Below are 19,593 nucleotides of genomic sequence, written 5' to 3'. Positions count from 1 at the left end.
TCTCCGATTCCGAAAGGTTGCCATGACCATCGATCTGACCGCCCTCGGCTGGGACGCCGAATGGGCGGCCCTCGCACGTGCCCGCCCCGGCCGGCGTCCGGGCCGGGTGGCCCGCGTCGACCGCGGCGTGTGCACCGTGCTCGGCGCGGACGGGCCCATCCGTGCCACCCTGGGCCCGGCGGTGCTCGCCGACGCGGCCCGCGACCTGACCGGGCTGCCCTGCGCCGGCGACTGGGTGCTGCTGCGCGCCTGGCCCGACGGGCCGGTCACCGTGGAGTCCGTGCTGCCCCGGCGCACGGCGCTGGTGCGCCGCACCGCCGGCAAGGACGCCAGCGGGCAGGTGCTCGCCGCCAACCTCGACGCGGCGGCCGTCGTCGAGCCGGTACACCCTGAGCCGGACGTCGCCCGGATCGAGCGGCTGCTGTCCCTGGTGCACTTCTCGGGCGCCACGCCGCTGGTGGTGCTCGCCAAGGTCGACCTCGCCGCCGACCCGGCGGCGATCGCCCGGCAGCTCGCCGGGGCCGCCCCCGGGGTGCCGGTGCTGCCGGTCAGCGCGGAGCGGGGCGACGGCCTCGACGCGCTGCGCCCGTACGTCGCCCCGGGCCGCACCCTCGGGCTGCTCGGCCCGTCCGGCGCCGGCAAGTCGAGCCTGGTCAATGCCCTGGCCGGGGCGGTGGTGATGCCGACCCAGGCGATCCGCCGGGTCGACGGCAAGGGCCGGCACACCACTACCTGGCGGGCTCTGGTGCCGGTGCCGGGCGGCGGCGCGGTGCTGGACACCCCGGGGGTACGGGCGGTCGGCCTGCTCGACGGCGCGGCCGGCCTGGACCGGGCCTTCACCGACATCACCGAACTGGCCGCCGGCTGCCGGTACGGCGACTGCGCGCACGACGCCGAGCCGGGCTGCGCGGTCCGTGACGCCCTCGCCGCCGGCGAGTTGACCGTCCGGCGCTACGACAGTTGGCGTCGGCTGCAACGGGAGGTCGCCTCCGAGAGTCGGCGCCGGGAGGCCCGGCTGGCCGCCGAGCGGCGGGGCGGCTGGCGCGGCGGGTGCCGGCGGACGGCCCGGTCGTGACGCAGGGTGTTGCCCCGGTGGCGTGGAGCTGATCGGCGCGTCCGGGTGGGCGGCCGGTCGCCGGGGCCACGGGCGGGGAAGGTCCACCCGGCCGTGACACGCTCCGGCGTGACCGGGATGACCTGGGGGAATGTGCGGGCGCGGGAAGTTGTCACACCTCGGGGCTAGAGTTGCCGAGGCGCTTCATCTGCGCCCGCACGACCGCTCGGGGCCGTCCCGGAACCCATCCGGCCGCCCCCGAGCGGGCAGATCCTCCTCGCCTTCTTCACCGGGAGTACACGGACAGTGGCCGACCGACTGATCATCCGTGGCGCGCGCGAGCACAACCTGCGTGACGTCAGTCTCGACCTGCCCCGGGACGCCCTGATCGTCTTCACCGGGCTCTCGGGGTCCGGCAAGTCGAGCCTGGCCTTCGACACCATCTTCGCCGAGGGGCAGCGCCGCTACGTCGAGTCGCTCTCCTCGTACGCCCGGCAGTTCCTCGGCCAGATGGACAAGCCGGACGTCGACTTCATCGAGGGCCTCAGCCCCGCCGTCTCCATCGACCAGAAGTCCACCTCGCGCAACCCGCGCTCGACCGTCGGCACGATCACCGAGGTCTACGACTACCTGCGCCTGCTCTACGCCCGCGTCGGCGAGCCGCACTGCCCGGTCTGCGGGGAGCGGATCTCCCGGCAGAGCCCGCAGCAGATCGTCGACCGGGTCCTCGCGATGGCCGAGGGCACCCGGTTCATGGTGCTGGCCCCGGTGGTGCGGGGCCGCAAGGGCGAGTACGTCGACCTCTTCGCCGAGCTCCAGGGCAAGGGGTACGCCCGGGCCCGGGTCGACGGCGTGGTCCACCCGCTGACCGAGCCGCCGAAGCTCAAGAAGCAGGAGAAGCACACCATCGAGGTGGTGATCGACCGGCTCACCGTCAAGGCCGGCGCGAAGCAGCGGCTGACCGACTCGGTGGAGGCGGCGCTCGGCCTCTCCGGCGGCCTGGTGCTGCTCGACTTCGTCGACCTCGCCGAGGACGACCCGGACCGGGAGCGCCGCTACTCCGAGCACCTGGCCTGCCCCAACGACCACCCCCTCGCGATCGAGGACCTGGAGCCCCGGGTCTTCTCGTTCAACGCCCCGTACGGCGCGTGCCCGGAGTGCACCGGCCTGGGCACGAAGAAGGAGGTCGACCCGGAGCTGGTCGTCCCCGATCCGGAGCGCACCCTGCGCGAGGGCGCGATCCAGCCCTGGTCGAACGGGCACAACCTGGAATACTTCCTGCGCCTGCTGGAGGCGCTGGGCGAGACCGAGCACTTCGACGTCGACACCCCGTGGCGGGCGTTGCCGGCGCGGGCGCAGAAGACGATCCTGCACGGCTCCGGCGACCAGGTGCATGTGCGCTACCGCAACAAGTACGGCCGCGAGCGCTCCTATTTCACCGGCTTCGAGGGCGTGGTGCAGTGGATCGAGCGGCGGCACACCGACACCGAGAGCGAGTGGTCGCGGGAGAAGTACGAGGGCTACATGCGCGACGTGCCCTGCGCGGCCTGCGGCGGAGCGCGGCTCAAGCCCGAGGTGCTCGCGGTCACCCTGGCCGGCAAGAGCATCGCCGAGGTGTGCAACCTGTCGGTGGGCGAGTGCGCCGAGCTGCTGGCCGGCATCGAGCTGACCGACCGGCAGAAGCTGATCGCGGAGCGGGTGCTCAAGGAGATCAACGCCCGGTTGAAGTTCCTGCTCGACGTCGGGCTGGACTACCTGTCCCTGGACCGCCCGGCCGGCACCCTGTCCGGCGGCGAGGCGCAGCGCATCCGGCTGGCCACCCAGATCGGTTCCGGCCTGGTCGGGGTGCTCTACGTGCTCGACGAGCCGTCCATCGGCCTGCACCAACGCGACAACCACCGGCTCATCGAGACGCTGGTGCGGCTGCGTGGGCTGGGCAACACCCTGATCGTGGTCGAGCACGACGAGGACACCATCCGCACCGCCGACTGGATCGTCGACATCGGGCCGGGCGCGGGGGAGCACGGCGGCCGGATCGTGCACTCCGGGTCGGTGCCCGACCTGCTGGCCAACCCGGAGTCGGTGACCGGGGCGTACCTGTCGGGGCGGCGGGAGATCCCGACGCCGAAGGGCCGCCGGCCGCAGACCCCGGGCCGGGAGTTGGTGGTGCACGGCGCGCGGGAGCACAACCTGCGCAACCTGACCGTGTCGTTCCCGCTGGGCCAGCTCATCGCGGTCACCGGGGTCAGCGGCTCCGGCAAGTCGACCCTGGTCAACGACATCCTGCACGCGGTGTTGGCCAACCAGATCAACGGGGCGCGGCACGTGCCGGGCCGGCACACCCGCATCAGCGGCCTGGAGCACGTGGACAAGGTGGTCGGCGTCGACCAGTCGCCGATCGGCCGCACCCCCAGGTCCAACCCGGCCACCTACACCGGCGTCTGGGACCACGTCCGCAAGTTGTTCGCCGAGACCACCGAGGCCAAGGTCCGGGGGTACGGGCCGGGCCGGTTCTCGTTCAACGTCAAGGGCGGCCGGTGCGAGGCGTGCTCCGGCGACGGCACCATCAAGATCGAGATGAACTTCCTGCCCGACGTGTACGTCCCGTGCGAGGTCTGCAAGGGCGCCCGGTACAACCGGGAGACCCTGGAGGTGCACTACAAGGGCAAGACCGTCTCCGACGTGCTGGAAATGCCGATCGAGGAGGCCGCCGAGTTCTTCTCCGCGATCCCGGCGATCCACCGGCACCTCAAGACGCTGGTCGACGTCGGCCTGGGCTACGTCCGGCTGGGCCAGCCCGCACCGACGCTCTCCGGCGGCGAGGCGCAGCGGGTCAAGCTCGCCTCCGAGTTGCAGAAGCGCTCGACCGGCCGGACGGTCTACGTGCTCGACGAGCCGACCACCGGCCTGCACTTCGAGGACATCCGCAAGCTGCTGATGGTGCTGGAGGGCCTGGTCGACAAGGGCAACACGGTGATCACCATCGAGCACAACCTCGACGTGATCAAGACGGCCGACTGGCTGATCGACATGGGCCCCGAGGGCGGCCACCGGGGTGGCACGGTGCTGGCCACCGGCACCCCCGAGGAGGTCGCCGAGGTCCCCGAGAGCCACACCGGCCGGTTCCTGCGCCCAGTGCTCGGGCTCGACGGCGAGGCGCGGGGCGCGAAGGCGGCCACCGGCCGGGCCGCGAAGGCCAACGGCGCCGCCACCCGCCCCCGGGTCCGGAAGGTCCCGGCCGGGGCGCGCTGACCGACCGGCCGCACCGGGGGCGCTCCGGCGACGGGACGCCCCCGGCCCATTCCACCGAGACGATCGCTGTGGTCGACTGAACCTTCGGGCACAGTGATCCGTGGACTCCAACGAGGTCCGGGGAGCTCACGGGCCGGGCAGTCGAGAAGAGAGGCCAGACATGAGTGACGAGCAGGTGCGGACCGGGCCGGCCACGCAGACGCGGCGCGCCCTCCTCGCCGGTGCCGGGGCGGTGGGCGCGACGGTCGTCCTGGCGGCGTGCGGCAGCGACGACAAGGCCGGCGGCGGCTCCGCGCCGACTGGCGGGGCCTCGGCGACCGGCGGGGCCGGCGACTCTGGCGCGCTGGCCAGCACCGCCGACATCCCGGTCGGCGGCGGTGCGGTGTTCGCCGCCAAGGGCGTGGTGATCACCCAGCCCGAGGCCGGTACGTTCAAGGGTTCGACCCGATCTGCACCACCAGGCCTGCCCACGTCGACGGCGGCACCATCAACTGCACCTGCCACAACAGCAAGTTCTCCATCACCGACGGCTCGGTGACGTCGGGCCCGGCGACGAAGGCCCTCGCGGCCAAGGAGCTCAAGGTCGACGGCGACCGGATCAGCCTGGCCTGAACGGCGGCGGCCGGCCCGGGACGTCCCGGGCCGGCCGCCGTGCTCGCGCGTCAGCGCGCGTACACAGACATCTCCCACAGCGAGAAGCCGTAGGACGTGGCCCGGGTCAGGCCGTGCATCCGCACGTACCGCGCGGTCTCGGTGCCGAACGCGACCACGTCGGTGCCGCCGTCGCCGGCCGTGGTGGACCAGGCCGTGCGCCAGGTCGAGCCGTCGGCGGAGACCTCGATCCGGTACGACCGCGCGTACGCCGATTCCCATGCCAGCGCCACCCGGCTCACCTGCCGGGCCGAGCCCAGGTCGACGGTGAGCGTCTGGTCGTCGGCCCAGGAACTGGCCCACCGGGTGCCCAGGTCCCCGTCGACGGCCTTGGTGGCGGCGTAGCCGACCTGGGCGCTCGACGCGGTCACCGCCTTCCCGGCGGCGAGGTTGCTCACGTCGTCGCCGCGCTTCGCCGGGAACGACACCACCTGCTGGTAGGTGGGCCGGTTCTGCCAGGCGACCGCGGCGTGCTTGATCCCGCCCAGCGGCGACTGGACGATCGCGTCGGCGCACCACTGGTCGCCCGCCGCGCAGGTGGCGTCGCCCGGGTAGGTGGTGGTGGCCGGGGTCGCGGCAGCCGCCTTCAGCGTGTCGAGCAGGGTCTGCCGGCAGCCGGCGAGGGTGCCGCCGCCGCAGTAGGTGCGGCCGAGGCCGCCGGAGACCGGGTCGCCGAGGACCGCGCGCAGATCCTTGTCGACGTACCCCCACCAGCCGTACTGGAACGACGAGCCCTTGTGCGCCTGGGCCTCGTTCGCGGACGTGGGCAGGGTCGACGTGTCGCCCCGCTGGTGGCCGGAGGGGGACTCGTTGATCTGGAGGGCGTTGATCAGCGACTGGTAGAGGTCGGGGCCGAGGGGGTCGCGGAACATGCCCCGCACCAGCAGCGGCCACCAGGCGTCGAAGGTGCGGATGGCGTCGGCGTGCTGGTACACCTTCGAGCCCTTGGCCGTCTCCACCCGCAGCGCGCCGGCCTGCCGCCACGCCTTGAGCTTCGTGATCTCGGCGGCCAGGGCGGCGTCGCCGACGGGCTGGCTCTCCAGCACCCGGATCAGCTCGTCGAGCACCTCGACCCCGCGCAGGTCGGTCAGGCCGGCCCGCTCCACCAACGCGGTCAGCGTGGCCCGGTCGTATTTCTTTCCGGCGGCGATGCCAGCCTTCAGCGGCTTGTCGAGCAGGTCGCCCCGGTGCACCGCGCCGAAGCTGAAGTTGCCGTCGGCGCCGCCGAAGTCCTTGGCCTGCTTGTTGTTCCAGCTGATGTAGTAGTCCTGGTCCACCGAGTTGGGGTGGGCCGACCGCGGCGCGTAGCTGGCGGTGTTCGTGTCGGGCTGGAAGCCCTGCCACTCGTACGCGGGCTCGGCCTTCATCGGCAGGTTCGGGTTGGACCCGGGCGCGCGCAGCGGGTTGAGCCCGGAGTTGAAGTACGCCGACTGGGTGGAGTTGACGTAGAACCAGTTGAACGCGTACTCGACGTTGCTCGCCGAGGCGACGAAGGCGTCGGCGGTGCCCATCTGGGTCGGGTCGTTGAACATCTGGAAGCCGATCGCGGAGTCCGCCTCGTGCCGGTAGGTGGAGCGGAGCTGGGTGAACGCGTGCGGCTTGCCGCCGACGGTCCCGCGCCAGGCGACCAGGCCGAGCTTCGTGCGCCAGGCCACCAGCTTGTACGACCCGGCGGGCGTCGTGTCGGCGGCCGTCGGCTTCCACTTGTTGGTGTGCGCGAGCTGCTCCATCGCCACGCACTGCCCCCGGTAGAGGTAGTGGTCGCTGGTCAGCGTCGGCGCGCTGCCGTCGGTGGTGCACAGCGGCACCGCGTACGTGTCGGTGATGTCGTGGATGGAGGAGGTGGCGCTCCAGGCGTAGTCCTGGCCCCGGCCGAGCAGCACGTAGAGGTTGAGGCCCGCGAACGCGGCGCCCCGCGCGCTGATCCCCGGGCCCTGCAACTCCTGGATCATCAGAAGCTGCGGGGAGAAGTAGCCGGTCTGCGGCCCGAACACCGCCACCGGGTGCCCGGTCGCGGAGTTCGCGGCGGAGACGACGGCCGCGTTGGACATGCCCCGGTGGGCCGGGTCGATGGTCAGCCCGGACAGCGCGGCGGCCAGCTCGGAGCCGCTGCTGCCGGTGGCCCGGCTGGCGGCGGAGCCGGTGGGGTCGGTGAAGACCGGCTCCACCGTGGCCGTGCCGGCGTCGGGCAGCACCACGCTCGCCGCGTCGGGGGAGGCGGAACCGTAGGGGAAGCTCTGCCCGTCGTGCAGGGTCAGCACCGTCTCCGGGTCGTTCTGGTTGCGGAAGGCCGTCCACACCTTGTCGCCCTCGGTCGGGCCGAACTTGGCGCGGGCGGCGATGCGGACCAGCGCGGACTGCATCTCGGTGCCGCCCCCGCCGCCGAACAGGCCGCCGACGACGCCGGCGATCGCGATGAGGTCGGTCATCGTGAACGGCTTCGGGCCGCCCTCGTTGGTGATCGCGTCGAGGTGTCCGGTGAGGACGTACTCGCCGGGACAGTTGCGGTTGGCCATGCAGACGCCGATGTAGGCGTTGACGCCGGCGATGTACTCCTGGACGTCGGCGTAGAGCTGCTCCCCGCGCGGGCCCTTGGCGCGCAGCGCCTCGACCTGCGCGACGAGGTCCGCCTCGGTGTACGGCGAGTTGCGCCAGACGCTCTGCTCCAGCTCCCGGTTGCTGGGGGCCCCGCCGGCGAACGGAGTGAGGGTGCCCCGGCCGACGTGGCGCATCAGGTCCATGGTGAACAGCCGGTCCTCGGCGCCGACGTACCCCGCCCCGTACATGGTGCCGCCCCGGGTGGTGCCGGTGACGTGCGGGACGCCGGTGGCCCGGTCCCGCACGACCCGCACGTCCGCGCGGGGCGAGTAGTCCCGTTCGACCTGCCCGGACGGCACGCCGAAGGAGGCGTCGTTGAAGAAGGTGCCGATCTGCTCGGGGCGCAGGCCGGCGTAGCCGTAGACGAGGTCGGCGTACTTGCCGAGCTGGTCGGCGGAATGCCGGGGCAGCGTGCCGAGGGTCTGGTTGGCGAGGACCTCGACGAGCGTGGCGTTGCCGTTCTGGCCGGGCGGCACGATGTCGCCGCACTCGCCCAGGCAGTAGTCGTTGGCGGCGAACGAGCTGGTCTCGGCGGCGTTCGCGGCGGCGGCGGCGTTCACGGCGGCGGCGTTCGCGGGCGGGGTGGTCGGGGTGGCGACGAGCAGGGCGGCGACACCGACGGCGGCGGTCGCGCCGGCCAGTAGGCGGCGCGGGGCGGTGGAACGGGGCATGGTGATCCTCCGAGCGGTGGGGATCATGACGGGGGGGCGGGGTGGCGATCGTTACATGAAGAACATTCAGTTACCGGATGGTAAGCGTCCCGCGTCGAGATTGGAAGACGTCTATCAGCATGTCGCACGCCGGTTACCCGCGAGTATTGAGTCGGTCGGACGAGTTCGATAACCTTCGACTCCCTCCGGGCTGCTGGTGCCGGCCGCGCCCCGGTCCCGTTGTCGAGAATGGACGTCGGATGAGACCCACCCGCCTGCTCGCGCCCGTAGCGCTGCTGGCCGCCCTGCTAGCCCCGTCCGCGCCGGCCGTCGCCGCGCCCGCGGCCGAGGCCGTGCCCACCCCCGCCGCCTCGGGCGGCTTCTCAGTGCTCACCTACAACATCGCCGGCCTGCCCGAGCTGCTGTCGAGCGGCAACCCGGCGACAAACACCCGGCCCATCGGCGAGCGGGTCAACGCCTACGACATCGTGCACGTCCAGGAGGACTTCAACTACCACGCCGACCTGTACGCCACCGACCGGCACCCGTACCGCACGCCCACCAGCGGGGGAGTGCCCTTCGGCGACGGCCTCAACACGATGTCGACCTACCCGGTGTCGGATTTCGTCCGGGTGCGCTGGCAAGACTGCAACGGCACCGACTGCCTCACCCCGAAGGGCTTCACCCGGTCCCGGATCCGGCTGGCCGAGGGGGTCTACGTGGACTTCTACAACGTGCACACCAACGCCGGCAGCGACGAGCCGAACCTCGCCGCCCGGCGGTCCAACATCAGCCAGCTCTCCGCGTACATCCAGGCGAACTCCGCCGGCAGCGCGGTGATCGTGGCCGGTGACCTCAACGTCCGCTACACCCGCACCGGCGACAACATCCGCGACCTGGTGGCCGCCAACGGCCTCACCGACGTGTGGGTGCAGCAGGAGCGCGGCGGGATGCCCCCGGCCGCCGGCAGTCCGGCGCTGACCTGCGACCCGGCGAACGTCACAAACGCCTGCGAGGTCGTCGACAAGATCCTCTACCGGGGTAACCGGCTGATCGACCTCGACTTCACCCGCTACCACAACGAGCACGCCTCGTTCCTGGACCCGGCCGGCGCGCCGCTGTCCGACCACTACCCGCACGCCGCCTGGTTCTCCTGGAGCCTCGCCGACGGGCTGCGGGCCAGCGACACCTGGGGTGGCCCGCACGGCACCCCGTTCACCGACCTCGACGCCGTCGGCGCCCGGGCCACCGCCGTCTCGCTGCGCGCCGGCTCCCGGCTCGACCAGATCGGTGTGGGCCTCGCCGACGGCACCACGCTCACCCACGGCGGCACGGGCGGCACCCCGGCCAGCCTGACCCTGGCCGACGGCGAGTACGTCAACCAGGTCACCCTCACCCAGGGCAAGAAGGACGGCCGGACCCGGATCTTCTCCGCCCAGCTCACCACCAACCTCGGCCGCACCCTGGCCGGGGGCACCCCGACCGCCGACGCGGTGACCTTCACCGCCCCGCCCGGCGGGCGGCTCGCCGGGTTCTTCGGCCGCGCCGGCAGCGAGGTCGACCAACTCGGCGTCCTCTGGAGTGTCGGGGCCGGCGGCTAGTCTTCGAAGCGTGGCTGACCCCTCGACCTACCGTCCCGCACCCGGCACCATCCCCGAGGCCCCGGGGGTCTACCGGTTCCGCGACGGCACCGGCCGGGTGATCTACGTCGGCAAGGCGAAGAACCTGCGCAGCAGGCTCAACTCCTACTTCGCCGACCTGTGGGGGCTGCACCAGCGCACCCAGCAGATGGTCACCACGGCCGAGTCGGTCGACTGGGTCACCGTGGGCACCGAGGTCGAGGCCCTCCAGCTCGAATACACCTGGATCAAGCAGTACGACCCCCGGTTCAACGTCCGCTACCGCGACGACAAGTCGTACCCGTACCTCGCGGTCACCCTCGACGAGGAGTTCCCCCGGCTCCAGGTGATGCGGGGGGCCAAGCGCAAGGGCGTGCGCTACTTCGGGCCGTACTCGCACGCCTGGGCGATCCGCGAGACGCTCGACCTGCTGCTACGGGTCTTCCCGGCGCGCACCTGCTCGGCCGGCGTTTTCAAGCGGGCCGGGCAGGTCGGCCGCCCCTGCCTGCTGGGGTACATCGGCAAGTGCTCCGCCCCCTGTGTCGGCAGCGTCACCGCCGAGGAGCACCGGGACATCGTCGACGGCTTCTGCGACTTCATGGCCGGGCGCACCGACACCATGGTCCGTCGGCTCGAACGCGAGATGACCGAGGCCAGCGAGGCGCTGGAGTTCGAGAAGGCGGCCCGGCTGCGCGACGACGTCGCGGCGCTGCGCCGGGCCATGGAGAAGCAGACCGTGGTGCTCGGCGACGGCACCGACGCCGACGTGGTCGCCTTCGCCGACGACCCGTTGGAGGCCGCCGTCCAGGTCTTCCACGTCCGCGACGGCCGGGTGCGTGGCCAGCGCGGCTGGGTGGTGGAGAAGACGGAGGAGCTGACCCCCGGCGACCTGGTGCACCACTTCTGCACCCAGGTCTACGGCGGCGAGCGGGGCGAGGCCGACGTGCCCCGCGAGCTGCTGGTGCCCGCCCTGCCCGCCGACGCCGACGCGCTCGCCGACTGGCTGACCGGCCGGCGGGGCAGCCGGGTGTCGCTGCGGGTGCCGCAGCGCGGCGACAAGCGGTCCCTGCTGGAGACGGTGGAGCGCAACGCGAAGGATGCTCTCGCCCGGCACAAGCTCAAACGCGGCAGCGACCTGACCATCCGGGGCAAGGCCCTCGACGAGATCAGCGACGCGCTGGGCATGCGCACCTCGCCGCTGCGCATCGAGTGCTTCGACGTCTCCCAGATCCAGGGCACCGACGTGGTGGCCAGCATGGTCGTCTTCGAGGACGGCCTGCCCCGCAAGAGCGAGTACCGCCGGTTCGTCATCCGGGGCGCCACCGATGACCTGTCCGCCATGTCGGAGGTGCTGCGCCGCCGCTTCGCCCGCTACCTCGACGTTCGCGCCGAGACCGGCGAGCTGGGGGAGGAGACCGCCGCCGACCCGGACCGGCCGGGCATCGACCCGACGACGGGCCGGCCGCGCCGGTTCGCGTACCCGCCGCAGTTGGTCGTGGTGGACGGGGGCGCGCCGCAGGTCGCGGCGGCGGCGCAGGCGCTGGCCGAGCTGGGCATCGACGACGTGGCGCTGTGCGGTCTGGCCAAGCGGCTGGAGGAGGTGTGGCTGCCCGACGACGAGTTCCCGGTCATCCTGCCGCGCACCTCCGAGGGGCTCTACCTGCTGCAACGGGTGCGTGACGAGGCGCACCGGTTCGCCATCACCTTCCACCGGCAGCGCCGCTCCAAGCGGATGACGGAGTCGGCGCTGGACTCGGTGCCCGGCCTCGGCGAGGTGCGGCGCAAGGCGCTGCTGCGCCACTTCGGCTCGCTCAAGCGGCTCGCGGCGGCCTCGGTGGAGGAGATGACGGAGGTCCCGGGTGTGGGGCGGCGCACCGCCGAGGCGATCACCGCCGCCCTCAACCCCGAGGCGGGTCCACGGCCCGCCGAGGCCGACGCGGCGGAAGACAGCGAGAACCCGAGCGAAAAATCGACGTGAATCTATAGCGTTGAGGGTGGCCGGGTGTCCATAATGTGGCGGTATCGCTGTCCGGAAACTCGCCCCCCCCTGTCGCCTGGCGTGCGCGACAGGGCCGGTCCCGGGCGCAGGCCAGGGGAGGTAACCATGGCACCGGCAGGACACCGTAGGGCCTCCTCGCTCCGGTCCGGCATCGTGGCCGCAGCGACCCTGCTGGCCCTCACCGCGACCGCCGCGCCCGCGCTCGCCGCCCCGGCCGAGGGCGAGATCCTCGGCGCCGGCGGCCCGGACGCCGTGGCCGGCTCCTACATCGTCGTGTTGCGGGACGCCGCCGTCGGGGCCGACGCGGTGCCCGCCACCGCACGCTCCCTCACGGCGCGGCAGGGCGGCGACGTCGGCCTGATCTACCGGCACGCCCTGCGCGGCTTCGAGGCCCGGCTGTCCGAGCGGGGCGCGCGCCGGCTCGCCGCCGACCCGGCCGTGGCCTCGGTGACCCAGAACCACACGGTGTCCGTGTCCGACGTGCAGAGCCCGACCCCGTCCTGGGGCCTCGACCGGGTCGACCAGCGCGCGCTGCCGCTCGACAAGTCGTTCACCTACCCCCGCGCCTCGGCGGCCGTGCGGGCCTACGTCATCGACTCCGGCATCAACCTCACCCACACCGAGTTCGCCGGGCGGGCGGTGTCCGGGTGGGACTTCCTCGACAACGACGCCGACGCCAAAGACTGCCAGGGCCACGGCACCCACGTGGCCGGTACGCTCGGCGGGTCCACCTTCGGGGTGGCCAAGAACGTGCAACTGGTCGCCGTGCGCGTGCTGAGCTGCACCGGTGGCGCCTACGCCTCGCAGGTCATCGCCGGGGTCGACTGGGTGACCGGCAACCACGACCCCGGAGAGCTGGCCGTGGCGAACATGAGCCTCGGCGGCGCGGCGTACGCGCCCATGGTCGAGGCCGTGAGACGCTCGATCGCCGACGGTGTCACCTACGCGGTGGCCGCGGGCAACGAGAACGGCGCCGACGCGTGCACGACCACCCCGGCCGCCGTGCCGGAGGCGATCACGGTGGCCGCCACCGGCGTCACCGACGCGCGTGCCCCGTTCTCCAACATCGGCACGTGCGTGGACCTGTTCGCGCCGGGCGTCGACATCACCTCGGCGTACATCGGCGGCGACACGGTCACCCGCACCGCCTCGGGGACGTCGATGGCCAGCCCGCACGTCGCCGGGGCCGCCGCGCTGATCCTGGCCGAACACCCGACCTACACCCCGGCGCAGGTGACCCAGACGCTCCTGGCCGACGCCACCGCCGGGGTGGTGACCGACGCGGGCGTCGGCTCGCCGAACCGGCTGCTGCACGTCGACTCCACCACCCCGGCCGACGACTTCACCCTGACCGCCACCCCGGCCAGCGGCACCGTCACCGCCGGTGGCGTCGTCTCCACCACGATCACCGGCACCGTCACCAGGGGCACGCCCCAGCCGGTATCCCTGGCGGCCCAGGGCCTGCCCGCGGGTGTCACGGCCACGTTCCAGCCCGCCGCCATCTCCTCGAACGGAAGCACCACCCTCACGATCAGCACCGCGTCGACGACGCTGGCCGGCTCGTACACCGTCACGGTGATCGGCACCGGGGTCAGCGCGATCCGCCCGCTGGTGTTCCAGTTGCGCGTCGACGACGTGCCCGGCTGCGTCCGCTCCGACGGCACCGACCGGGCGATCACCGACACCCAGAACCTCTACGCCCCCATCACCATCGCCGGGTGCCCCGGCGCCGCCGCCCGCAACAGCACGGTGGAGGTGCACATCGACCACTCCGTGATCGGGGAGCTCGACGTGCGGCTGATCTCGCCCAACGGCACCTGGTACTTCCTCATGGATCACACCGGCGGGAGCAGCGACCGCATCGACTACACGTTCACCTACGACCTGTCGGCCGAGCCGGCGAACGGCACCTGGAACCTGTACATCAGTGACAACCTGGCCCAGGGCACCGGGTTCCTCGAGTCGTGGCGGATCAACGTGGCCGGCGCCGACCTGCCGGCGCCCGCGTGCGGCGGGATCGCCACCGCCGACGTGCGGATTCCGGCCTCCGGCACGATCGAATCACCGATCAGCGTGCCCGACTGCGGCCGGGCGCCGTCGACCACCAGCTACATCGAGACCAACATCGCTCACCGGTACGGCCGGGACCTCCAGATCTCCCTCATCGCCCCGGACGGGCGGGCGTTCCTGCTCAAGGAGAGCGGCGTGGGTTCGTACAAGGCGAACGCCCGCGAAGCCTTCATCGCCGACCTGTCCGGGAAGCCGACACGCGGCACCTGGAAGCTGCGGGTCGAGAACGCCGCCGGCTACGAGGGCATGCTCGAAGGCTGGAAGCTGACCCTCTGACAGTGATGGTGTGGGAGCGGGTCACCCGGCTGGTGTGACTCACTCCCACCGGAAACGACGGGCCAGCAGGGGGCGCGGCGGAGCCGTCACCGGCCCGTCTCGCCGTCCCCGTCGCTCATCGGTTACCCACAGTGGAGGTGATGCCGGCGATGGCGCAGGTGCCAAGTCCGACGATCAGAGCCCGTCGTCTGCGACGCGAGCTGCGTCGCCTGCGGGACCGCACCGGGCACACCGCTGAAGATGTGGCCAAGCTTCTGGGCTGGCATCGCACCAAGGTCATCCGCTTCGAACTCGGGCACTCCCGGGTGATGCCCAAGGACCTGCCGCCGTTGCTCGACCTCTACGACGCCTCCGAGGAGGAACGGGAATCGCTGACCGCGCTGCTGCGGCAGTCGCGCCAGAAGGGCTGGTGGAGCGCGTACGGCGACGTGCTGCCGGACGACTATGTCGGCTTCGAAGCAGAGGCGACGTCGATCAGCGCGTTCGAGAGCCTGTACGTTCCCGGCCTGTTGCAGACGGAGGAGTACGTCCGCGCGATCGTCAAGGCGGGGCGCAGCACCGCCGATCAGGATGAGACCGACCGGCGTGTGGCCGCCCGACTGGGCCGCAAGGCCCTGCTCTCGCGGGACGTGCCGCCGAGACTGTGGATAGTGCTCGACGAGGCGGCCGTCCGGCGCGTCGTGGGCGGCCCGAAGGTGATGCGTGCTCAGCTCGCACGCCTGATCGAGGCTTGTGAGCTACCCACCGTCGAGATCCAGATCCTGCCCTTCGCCGCCGGCGCGCACGCGGCCATGGGTGGCCCGTTCACCCTGCTCGACTACGCGGATCCGGCCCTGGACCCCACCGTCGTCTATCTCGACCACGACTCCAGCACGCTCTTGCTGGAGGAGGAGAGGCACGTGGTCCGATATAGACTCATGTTCGACCACCTCATGGCCAAGGCGCTCGACCCCGACGAGTCGGCTGGCTTCCTGGCCCGGGTGGCCGAGGAGTTCTGGACGCGCACCCAAGGGGCCTGACCGATGACCGCTCCGGATGTTCCCGCGGACAGATGGCGCAAGAGCAGCCGGAGCAGCGCAAGCGGCTCTAACTGTGTCGAGGTGGCGGAGCTGCCCGACGCACTGGCCGTACGGGATTCCAAGGACCCGGGCGGGCCGGCGCTGCTCTTCGACCGGAACGCCTGGTCGTCGTTCGTCACCGGTCTGCGGCGCGGGCCGCGCGGCTGACATCCCCGGCGAATTGGTCGACGCCCCGACGTCGGCGGCATCACCTCCACCCGGTTGAATGACCGGATGGCGGTAAGCATCGGCATCGAAGCCCTGCGGGACGTGGCCGGTTCCGTGGCCTGTGCAGCGGCCGACAAGTTGCGGGCAGCCGGTCAACCGGCGGAGTTCCTGCCGGTCGGCGGGTAAGCGTCCGGCGTGATCCGGGAGGCCGGGCAGCCAACGTACGAGGTCTGGGTGGGAGTCACGGCGGACGGCTTCACCGCCGAGTGTGACTGCCCCCGGGAGGCGCTGCTGGTGGTCGAGCTGGCCGCCCGCGCCTGGCGGTGCGCTACCAGGCCACCCTGTGCACATCGCCGCGATCAACAAGTGGCTTCCCGCCAACTTCTGCAACACTAGCCCGGCTTGGTGCTGTCTGCGTGGTGGCGTGGGCCGTGGCCCGCCCGGTCGGTCCCGTCTGGTCAGCGTGGAGGCATGGTCAGCAGTCGGTCGGGTGCGACGGTGAATCCGGGCGCGAACGGCGGGCCGAAACCGCTGAGCAGTTCGGCCAGCCAGTGGCTGTCGTCGGGTGCGGCGTGTTCCAGCCGCATCCGGCGTGTCCGCATCGGGGCGGCCCGCAGGCGTCGCAGCACGCCGGTGGCCGTGTCGAGGGTCGGGAGCCACAGCAGCCGCAGGTGCGGCCGATATTCCTCCTGTCCGCTGATTCCCTCATAGTCGTCGATCAGGTCGCCGCAGCCGTAGAGGACCAGCCGGTCGCGGTACACCTCCACTGGTCGCGGGTGGTGCGACGAGTGGCCGTGCACCACGTCCACGCCGGCGTCGATCAACCGGTGGGCGAAGTCGACGTGTCCGGGCGGCACGTCGTACCCCCAGTTGGTGCCCCAGTGCACGGAGACCAGCACCCGGTCTCCCGGCCCGGCCGCGGCGGCGATCCGCTCGGCCAGCGCGTTCGCCGAGGCCGCCGAGACCTCCGGCAGGTACGCCACCCCAGGTTCGCCGGCGGTGGCCGCCCATGACGGGGGTACGCCGCTGGACGGTGCGGCCACCGACCAGATGAGCAGGTCGTGGCCCTGGCCGGCCGGTATCCGGGCGGGTCCGCCTGCCGACGCCGCGTCCCGGCCCGCGCCGGCGGTGGCGATGCCAGCGCCGGCCAGCGCGTCGAGGGTGTCGGTGAGTCCCACGGGGCCGAAGTCGAGGATGTGGTTGTTGGCCAAAGCGCAAACGTCGAGCCGGGCTGCGGTGAGGCAGGCCAGGTTCTGCGGGTGCATCCGGTAGTGGATCGTTTTGGCCGGCGCGTGCGTGCCCCGGCTGGTCACCGTGGTTTCCAGGTTGACCAGCCGTACGTCCGGGTTGAGTTCGTCGAGCAGGTCGAGCGCCTCGCCCCAGGGCCAGGCCGGGGGTGCCGGGCGCGGGAGGGGCCCGTTGGCGGCCCGGGCGAGGTCGACGTAGTCGCGGGCGTCGCGTACCGCAGGTTCGCGCAGTTCGTACGGGCCGGGCGTGGGCAGGATCGCGTCCACGCCCCGGCCGGTCATCACGTCGCCACCGAGGAAGAGGGTCAGGTCGGGCATCCAGCCGCTTTCCCCGCCACGCCGCCAGCTCACCTGCCGACGGCCGGCGCCCACACATCCTCACCAGGGACAACAGGTAACGAACCACCCTCCGAAGTGATGAGGGGTGGTCTTCGGCCGCCCGGCCACGTGCTGGGCTCAGGCCGCCGCAGCGGAGGTGAAGGTGAGGTTCCCCCTCGGGACCGGACACCCTGACGGTCTGGGGGATGGATGTCCTGGTGCCCGTCCACGACTACTGGCGCTCGCCGGAGCGTATCGCGATGGGCCTGGACCCCAACGAGTACCCGCTGAGCGAGGAGATCCGCACGGTCGAACCGTGCTCTGACGTCGGCCGGCCCGTCAGCTCTCCGGATAGCCGACGATCGGTGCCGCCTCGACCAGGCCGATGCCGTGGACTGCCACAAGTCGATCCATCGCCGAATACTTTTTCGCCGCACCGCCAGGAGTGTGCGTGCAGCACTGGCAGGTCCTCGATCGGAGGCGCCGCCGGTGCTGGACGCGGCGCTCGGCCGCATCGCATCGCCGCCTGTCTATGGCATGACGGGTGCCCGCCACTTCGCGCTCGGCGTCGGTGATCGACCGGTGTCGGCGGGGTGGAGCTGGCAGGCGGCGGGTTCCGAAGCGGCCACGGCGGTGCCGCAAGTTGGACAAATCGGAAGCATGTCGGCCCGGTGCTGGCTACGCTGTCGCAGGAGGTGAGCCATCATGTTGGCAGACGCACCGGTGCAGGCGGCCATTCCAGCGAGCGACCTGGAACGGGCCAAGCGCTTCTATCGCGACACCCTCGGCCTGACCGTCTCGCGGGCAACCGAGGACGCCGTCCATTTCGAGTCGGGTGGAGCGCAGTTCTTCGTCTATCCCACCTCCAACGCTGGGCAGGCCCCGCACACGTTGGCGGCCTGGATGGTCGCCGACCTCGACGCCGAGATGGTGGACCTCCAAGGGCGTGGCGTGACGTTCGAAGAGTACGATCTCCCTGGTCTCAAGACGGTCAACGGCATTGCCGAGTTTGCGACGATGCGCGGCGCCTGGTTCAAAGACAGCGAAGGCAACATTCTCGGTGTGAGCCAGCCGCGCGAAGCGTGATCTGGCCGACGTTCACGACGCCGACGTGTCCCGGCGAGTGGATCAGCAGGCTTGCCGACAGCGTCGAACGTGGCTGCTACCGGCGGGGGAACCTGCTGATCGCGGGTACGTGTTCGCCGAGGAGGTCGGCGTACACGTCGACGTCGATGGTGTCGTGGTGGCAGCGTTCGACGAGCCGGTCCACCCGGTCCGCGATCTCGTCCGGGTCGAGGTCGAGGCGTTCGCACAGGTCGCGGTGCGCTCCGACGAGTGGTTCGGTGATCTCTTCCGGTTCGGTGCGGGTGATGTGGTAGGCGTCGCGGAGGTGGCCGGACAACTCGTCCCAGACGAGGATGGCCTCCTCGACCAGGTCGAGCATGGCGGGGGTCGCTGGCCGGGCGGTCAGGATCTCGACCTCGGCGGCAAGGCTGTTGCCGGCGGCCTCCACGTCGGAGATCTGCCACCTGCTGCCGGTGGTGGCGTTCGACGCCTCCCGGATGGCGGCCCGGACGTCGTCGAGCCCCGACTGGTCCGCCGCGTGGAGCATGCCGGCCTCGGCCAGCAACAGGGTGGCGAAGAGACGGTCACGTTCCGCGTATCCCGCCACCAGGTTCGTCAGCTGCCGTGGCGCCAGCCGCTGCGCTGCCTCAAGGTAGCGGGCGTGGTCGGGCTCGACCTCGACGGCGCCGGGTGGAGTCGCGGCGCCGGAGAAGGCGATACCCGCGTCGAACGCGGTCAACGCTGTCGCGACCGCGTGCGCGCAGAGGTCGCCGTTGGCCGTTCCACACTCGCAGTCGCCGATGAAGATCCCGTCGACGATGCCGATCCAGGGTTGCAAGGCGGCTTCGCGGTCGTGTACCACCGCCTGGACGCCACCGCCGACCGATTCCAGGTCACCGACGCTGCCGGCGGACAGCAGCCGCGCCGCTTCCTCACCCACTTCGGTGGGGATGGATTCGCCGAAAGCCTCAACGTCGATGCGGACCGCCACGGGCGTACATGCTACCGGCCGGGGTGTAGGCGGGCGGCGTCGAGCTTGGCCAGGAAGGTCGGCCGGCGCCGATGCTCGGTGCGCAACTCCTGGTGGGCGAGGAACCCGCCCGGGTTCCGGGCGGGCAGCTCGTGCTCGGCGTGACGGTGAACCGGCGGGCCCTGTGCGGCGGCAGGTCAGGGGACGAGGTTGACCGTATGGCTGTCGCTGGGGATGTAGACCTCGCGGAGTCCGACGATCCGCGCGCCGGTCTGGCCGATGTTCTCGCAGAGGCTGAAGGCGCTCTGGGGGACGTAGATCGGGCCGTAGGGCCCGGCCCAGACGGCGCCGTCGGCGGCCTCGGCGTAGAAGTACGCGTAGCGGTTGTTGGTGTTGAGGACATAGGCCGAGGTGCCGTAGTCGATGGCCCACCAGCCGCGGGTTGCCCACGGAGAGCCGTAGCTGTTGCAGCCGGTGTCGTAGTACATGATGGCGACCCAGATCCGGGGGCCGTAGCTGTTGCGGAAGTGGAGCTGCATGGTCGTCAGTCCTCCACTGGCCAGAAGCGCGCTACGGCGGCTGAGTGGGGTGGTGTCGA

General features: G+C 71.8%; 12 protein-coding genes and 1 pseudogene. 9 read left to right on the top strand and 4 right to left on the bottom strand.

Annotated elements, in window-relative coordinates; translation table 11 throughout:
- Nucleotides 1-22 precede the first annotated feature (22 nt).
- From rsgA to MCAG_RS05910, 3 genes and pseudogenes are all read left to right on the top strand, one after another.
- Nucleotides 23-1,075 carry a ribosome small subunit-dependent GTPase A gene (gene rsgA, locus MCAG_RS05920; RefSeq protein ID WP_007072066.1) on the top strand — a complete coding sequence of 351 codons (1,053 nt, stop codon included), beginning with the start codon at nt 23-25 and terminating at the stop codon, nt 1,073-1,075.
- A gap of 285 nt (nt 1,076-1,360) precedes the next feature.
- Nucleotides 1,361-4,306 (top strand): excinuclease ABC subunit UvrA, encoded by a 2,946-nt coding sequence (uvrA, locus tag MCAG_RS05915; RefSeq protein WP_007072065.1) that lies wholly within the window; start codon nt 1,361-1,363, stop codon nt 4,304-4,306.
- A 160-nt stretch (nt 4,307-4,466) separates the two neighbouring features.
- A pseudogene (locus tag MCAG_RS05910) lies at nt 4,467-4,918 on the top strand (Rieske (2Fe-2S) protein).
- Between the two features lie 50 nt (nt 4,919-4,968).
- Here the strand turns inward: MCAG_RS05910 and MCAG_RS05905 are convergent.
- Nucleotides 4,969-8,226 (bottom strand): penicillin acylase family protein, encoded by a 3,258-nt coding sequence (locus MCAG_RS05905; protein WP_007072063.1) that lies wholly within the window; start codon nt 8,224-8,226, stop codon nt 4,969-4,971.
- Between the two features lie 239 nt (nt 8,227-8,465).
- Here MCAG_RS05905 and MCAG_RS05900 point away from each other — a divergent pair, with 239 nt between their 5' ends.
- The 5 genes from MCAG_RS05900 to MCAG_RS05880 all read left to right on the top strand — a co-directional run bounded on the left by MCAG_RS05900 (nt 8,466) and on the right by MCAG_RS05880 (nt 15,395).
- Nucleotides 8,466-9,806 (top strand): jacalin-like lectin, encoded by a 1,341-nt coding sequence (locus MCAG_RS05900; protein WP_007072062.1) that lies wholly within the window; start codon nt 8,466-8,468, stop codon nt 9,804-9,806.
- A 10-nt stretch (nt 9,807-9,816) separates the two neighbouring features.
- Entirely contained in the window at nt 9,817-11,802 is a 1,986-nt protein-coding gene (gene uvrC, locus MCAG_RS05895) for an excinuclease ABC subunit UvrC (RefSeq protein ID WP_050777884.1), read from the top strand.
- 174 nt (nt 11,803-11,976) lie between these two features.
- Nucleotides 11,977-14,169 carry a S8 family serine peptidase gene (locus MCAG_RS05890; protein WP_007072060.1) on the top strand — a complete coding sequence of 731 codons (2,193 nt, stop codon included), beginning with the start codon at nt 11,977-11,979 and terminating at the stop codon, nt 14,167-14,169.
- Nucleotides 14,170-14,318: 149 nt separating this feature from the next.
- The gene (locus tag MCAG_RS05885) at nt 14,319-15,188 is read left to right on the top strand and encodes a helix-turn-helix transcriptional regulator (RefSeq protein WP_007072059.1); all 870 of its coding nucleotides are present in this window, start codon (nt 14,319-14,321) and stop codon (nt 15,186-15,188) included.
- Between the two features lie 3 nt (nt 15,189-15,191).
- On the top strand, nt 15,192-15,395 hold the full coding sequence (locus tag MCAG_RS05880) for a DUF397 domain-containing protein (RefSeq protein ID WP_007072058.1): 204 nt from the start codon (nt 15,192-15,194) through the stop codon (nt 15,393-15,395).
- 458 nt (nt 15,396-15,853) lie between these two features.
- On the opposite strand, the gene MCAG_RS05875 is transcribed toward MCAG_RS05880, so the two are convergent.
- Entirely contained in the window at nt 15,854-16,960 is a 1,107-nt protein-coding gene (locus MCAG_RS05875; protein ID WP_036376466.1) for a CapA family protein, read from the bottom strand.
- A gap of 705 nt (nt 16,961-17,665) precedes the next feature.
- Here MCAG_RS05875 and MCAG_RS05870 point away from each other — a divergent pair.
- The gene (locus tag MCAG_RS05870) at nt 17,666-18,046 is read left to right on the top strand and encodes a VOC family protein (protein WP_007072056.1); all 381 of its coding nucleotides are present in this window, start codon (nt 17,666-17,668) and stop codon (nt 18,044-18,046) included.
- A 76-nt stretch (nt 18,047-18,122) separates the two neighbouring features.
- On the opposite strand, the gene MCAG_RS34485 is transcribed toward MCAG_RS05870, so the two are convergent.
- On the bottom strand, nt 18,123-19,016 hold the full coding sequence (locus tag MCAG_RS34485; RefSeq protein WP_232290097.1) for a hypothetical protein: 894 nt from the start codon (nt 19,014-19,016) through the stop codon (nt 18,123-18,125).
- 176 nt (nt 19,017-19,192) lie between these two features.
- On the bottom strand, nt 19,193-19,593 hold a 401-nt coding region (locus tag MCAG_RS30465; protein ID WP_232290096.1), incomplete at its 5' end, for a DUF1036 domain-containing protein.

Source organism: Micromonospora sp. ATCC 39149 (assembly GCF_000158815.1).
Classification (GTDB): Bacteria; Actinomycetota; Actinomycetes; order Mycobacteriales; family Micromonosporaceae; genus Micromonospora.
This window is presented reverse-complemented; position numbering and strand designations above follow the sequence as displayed.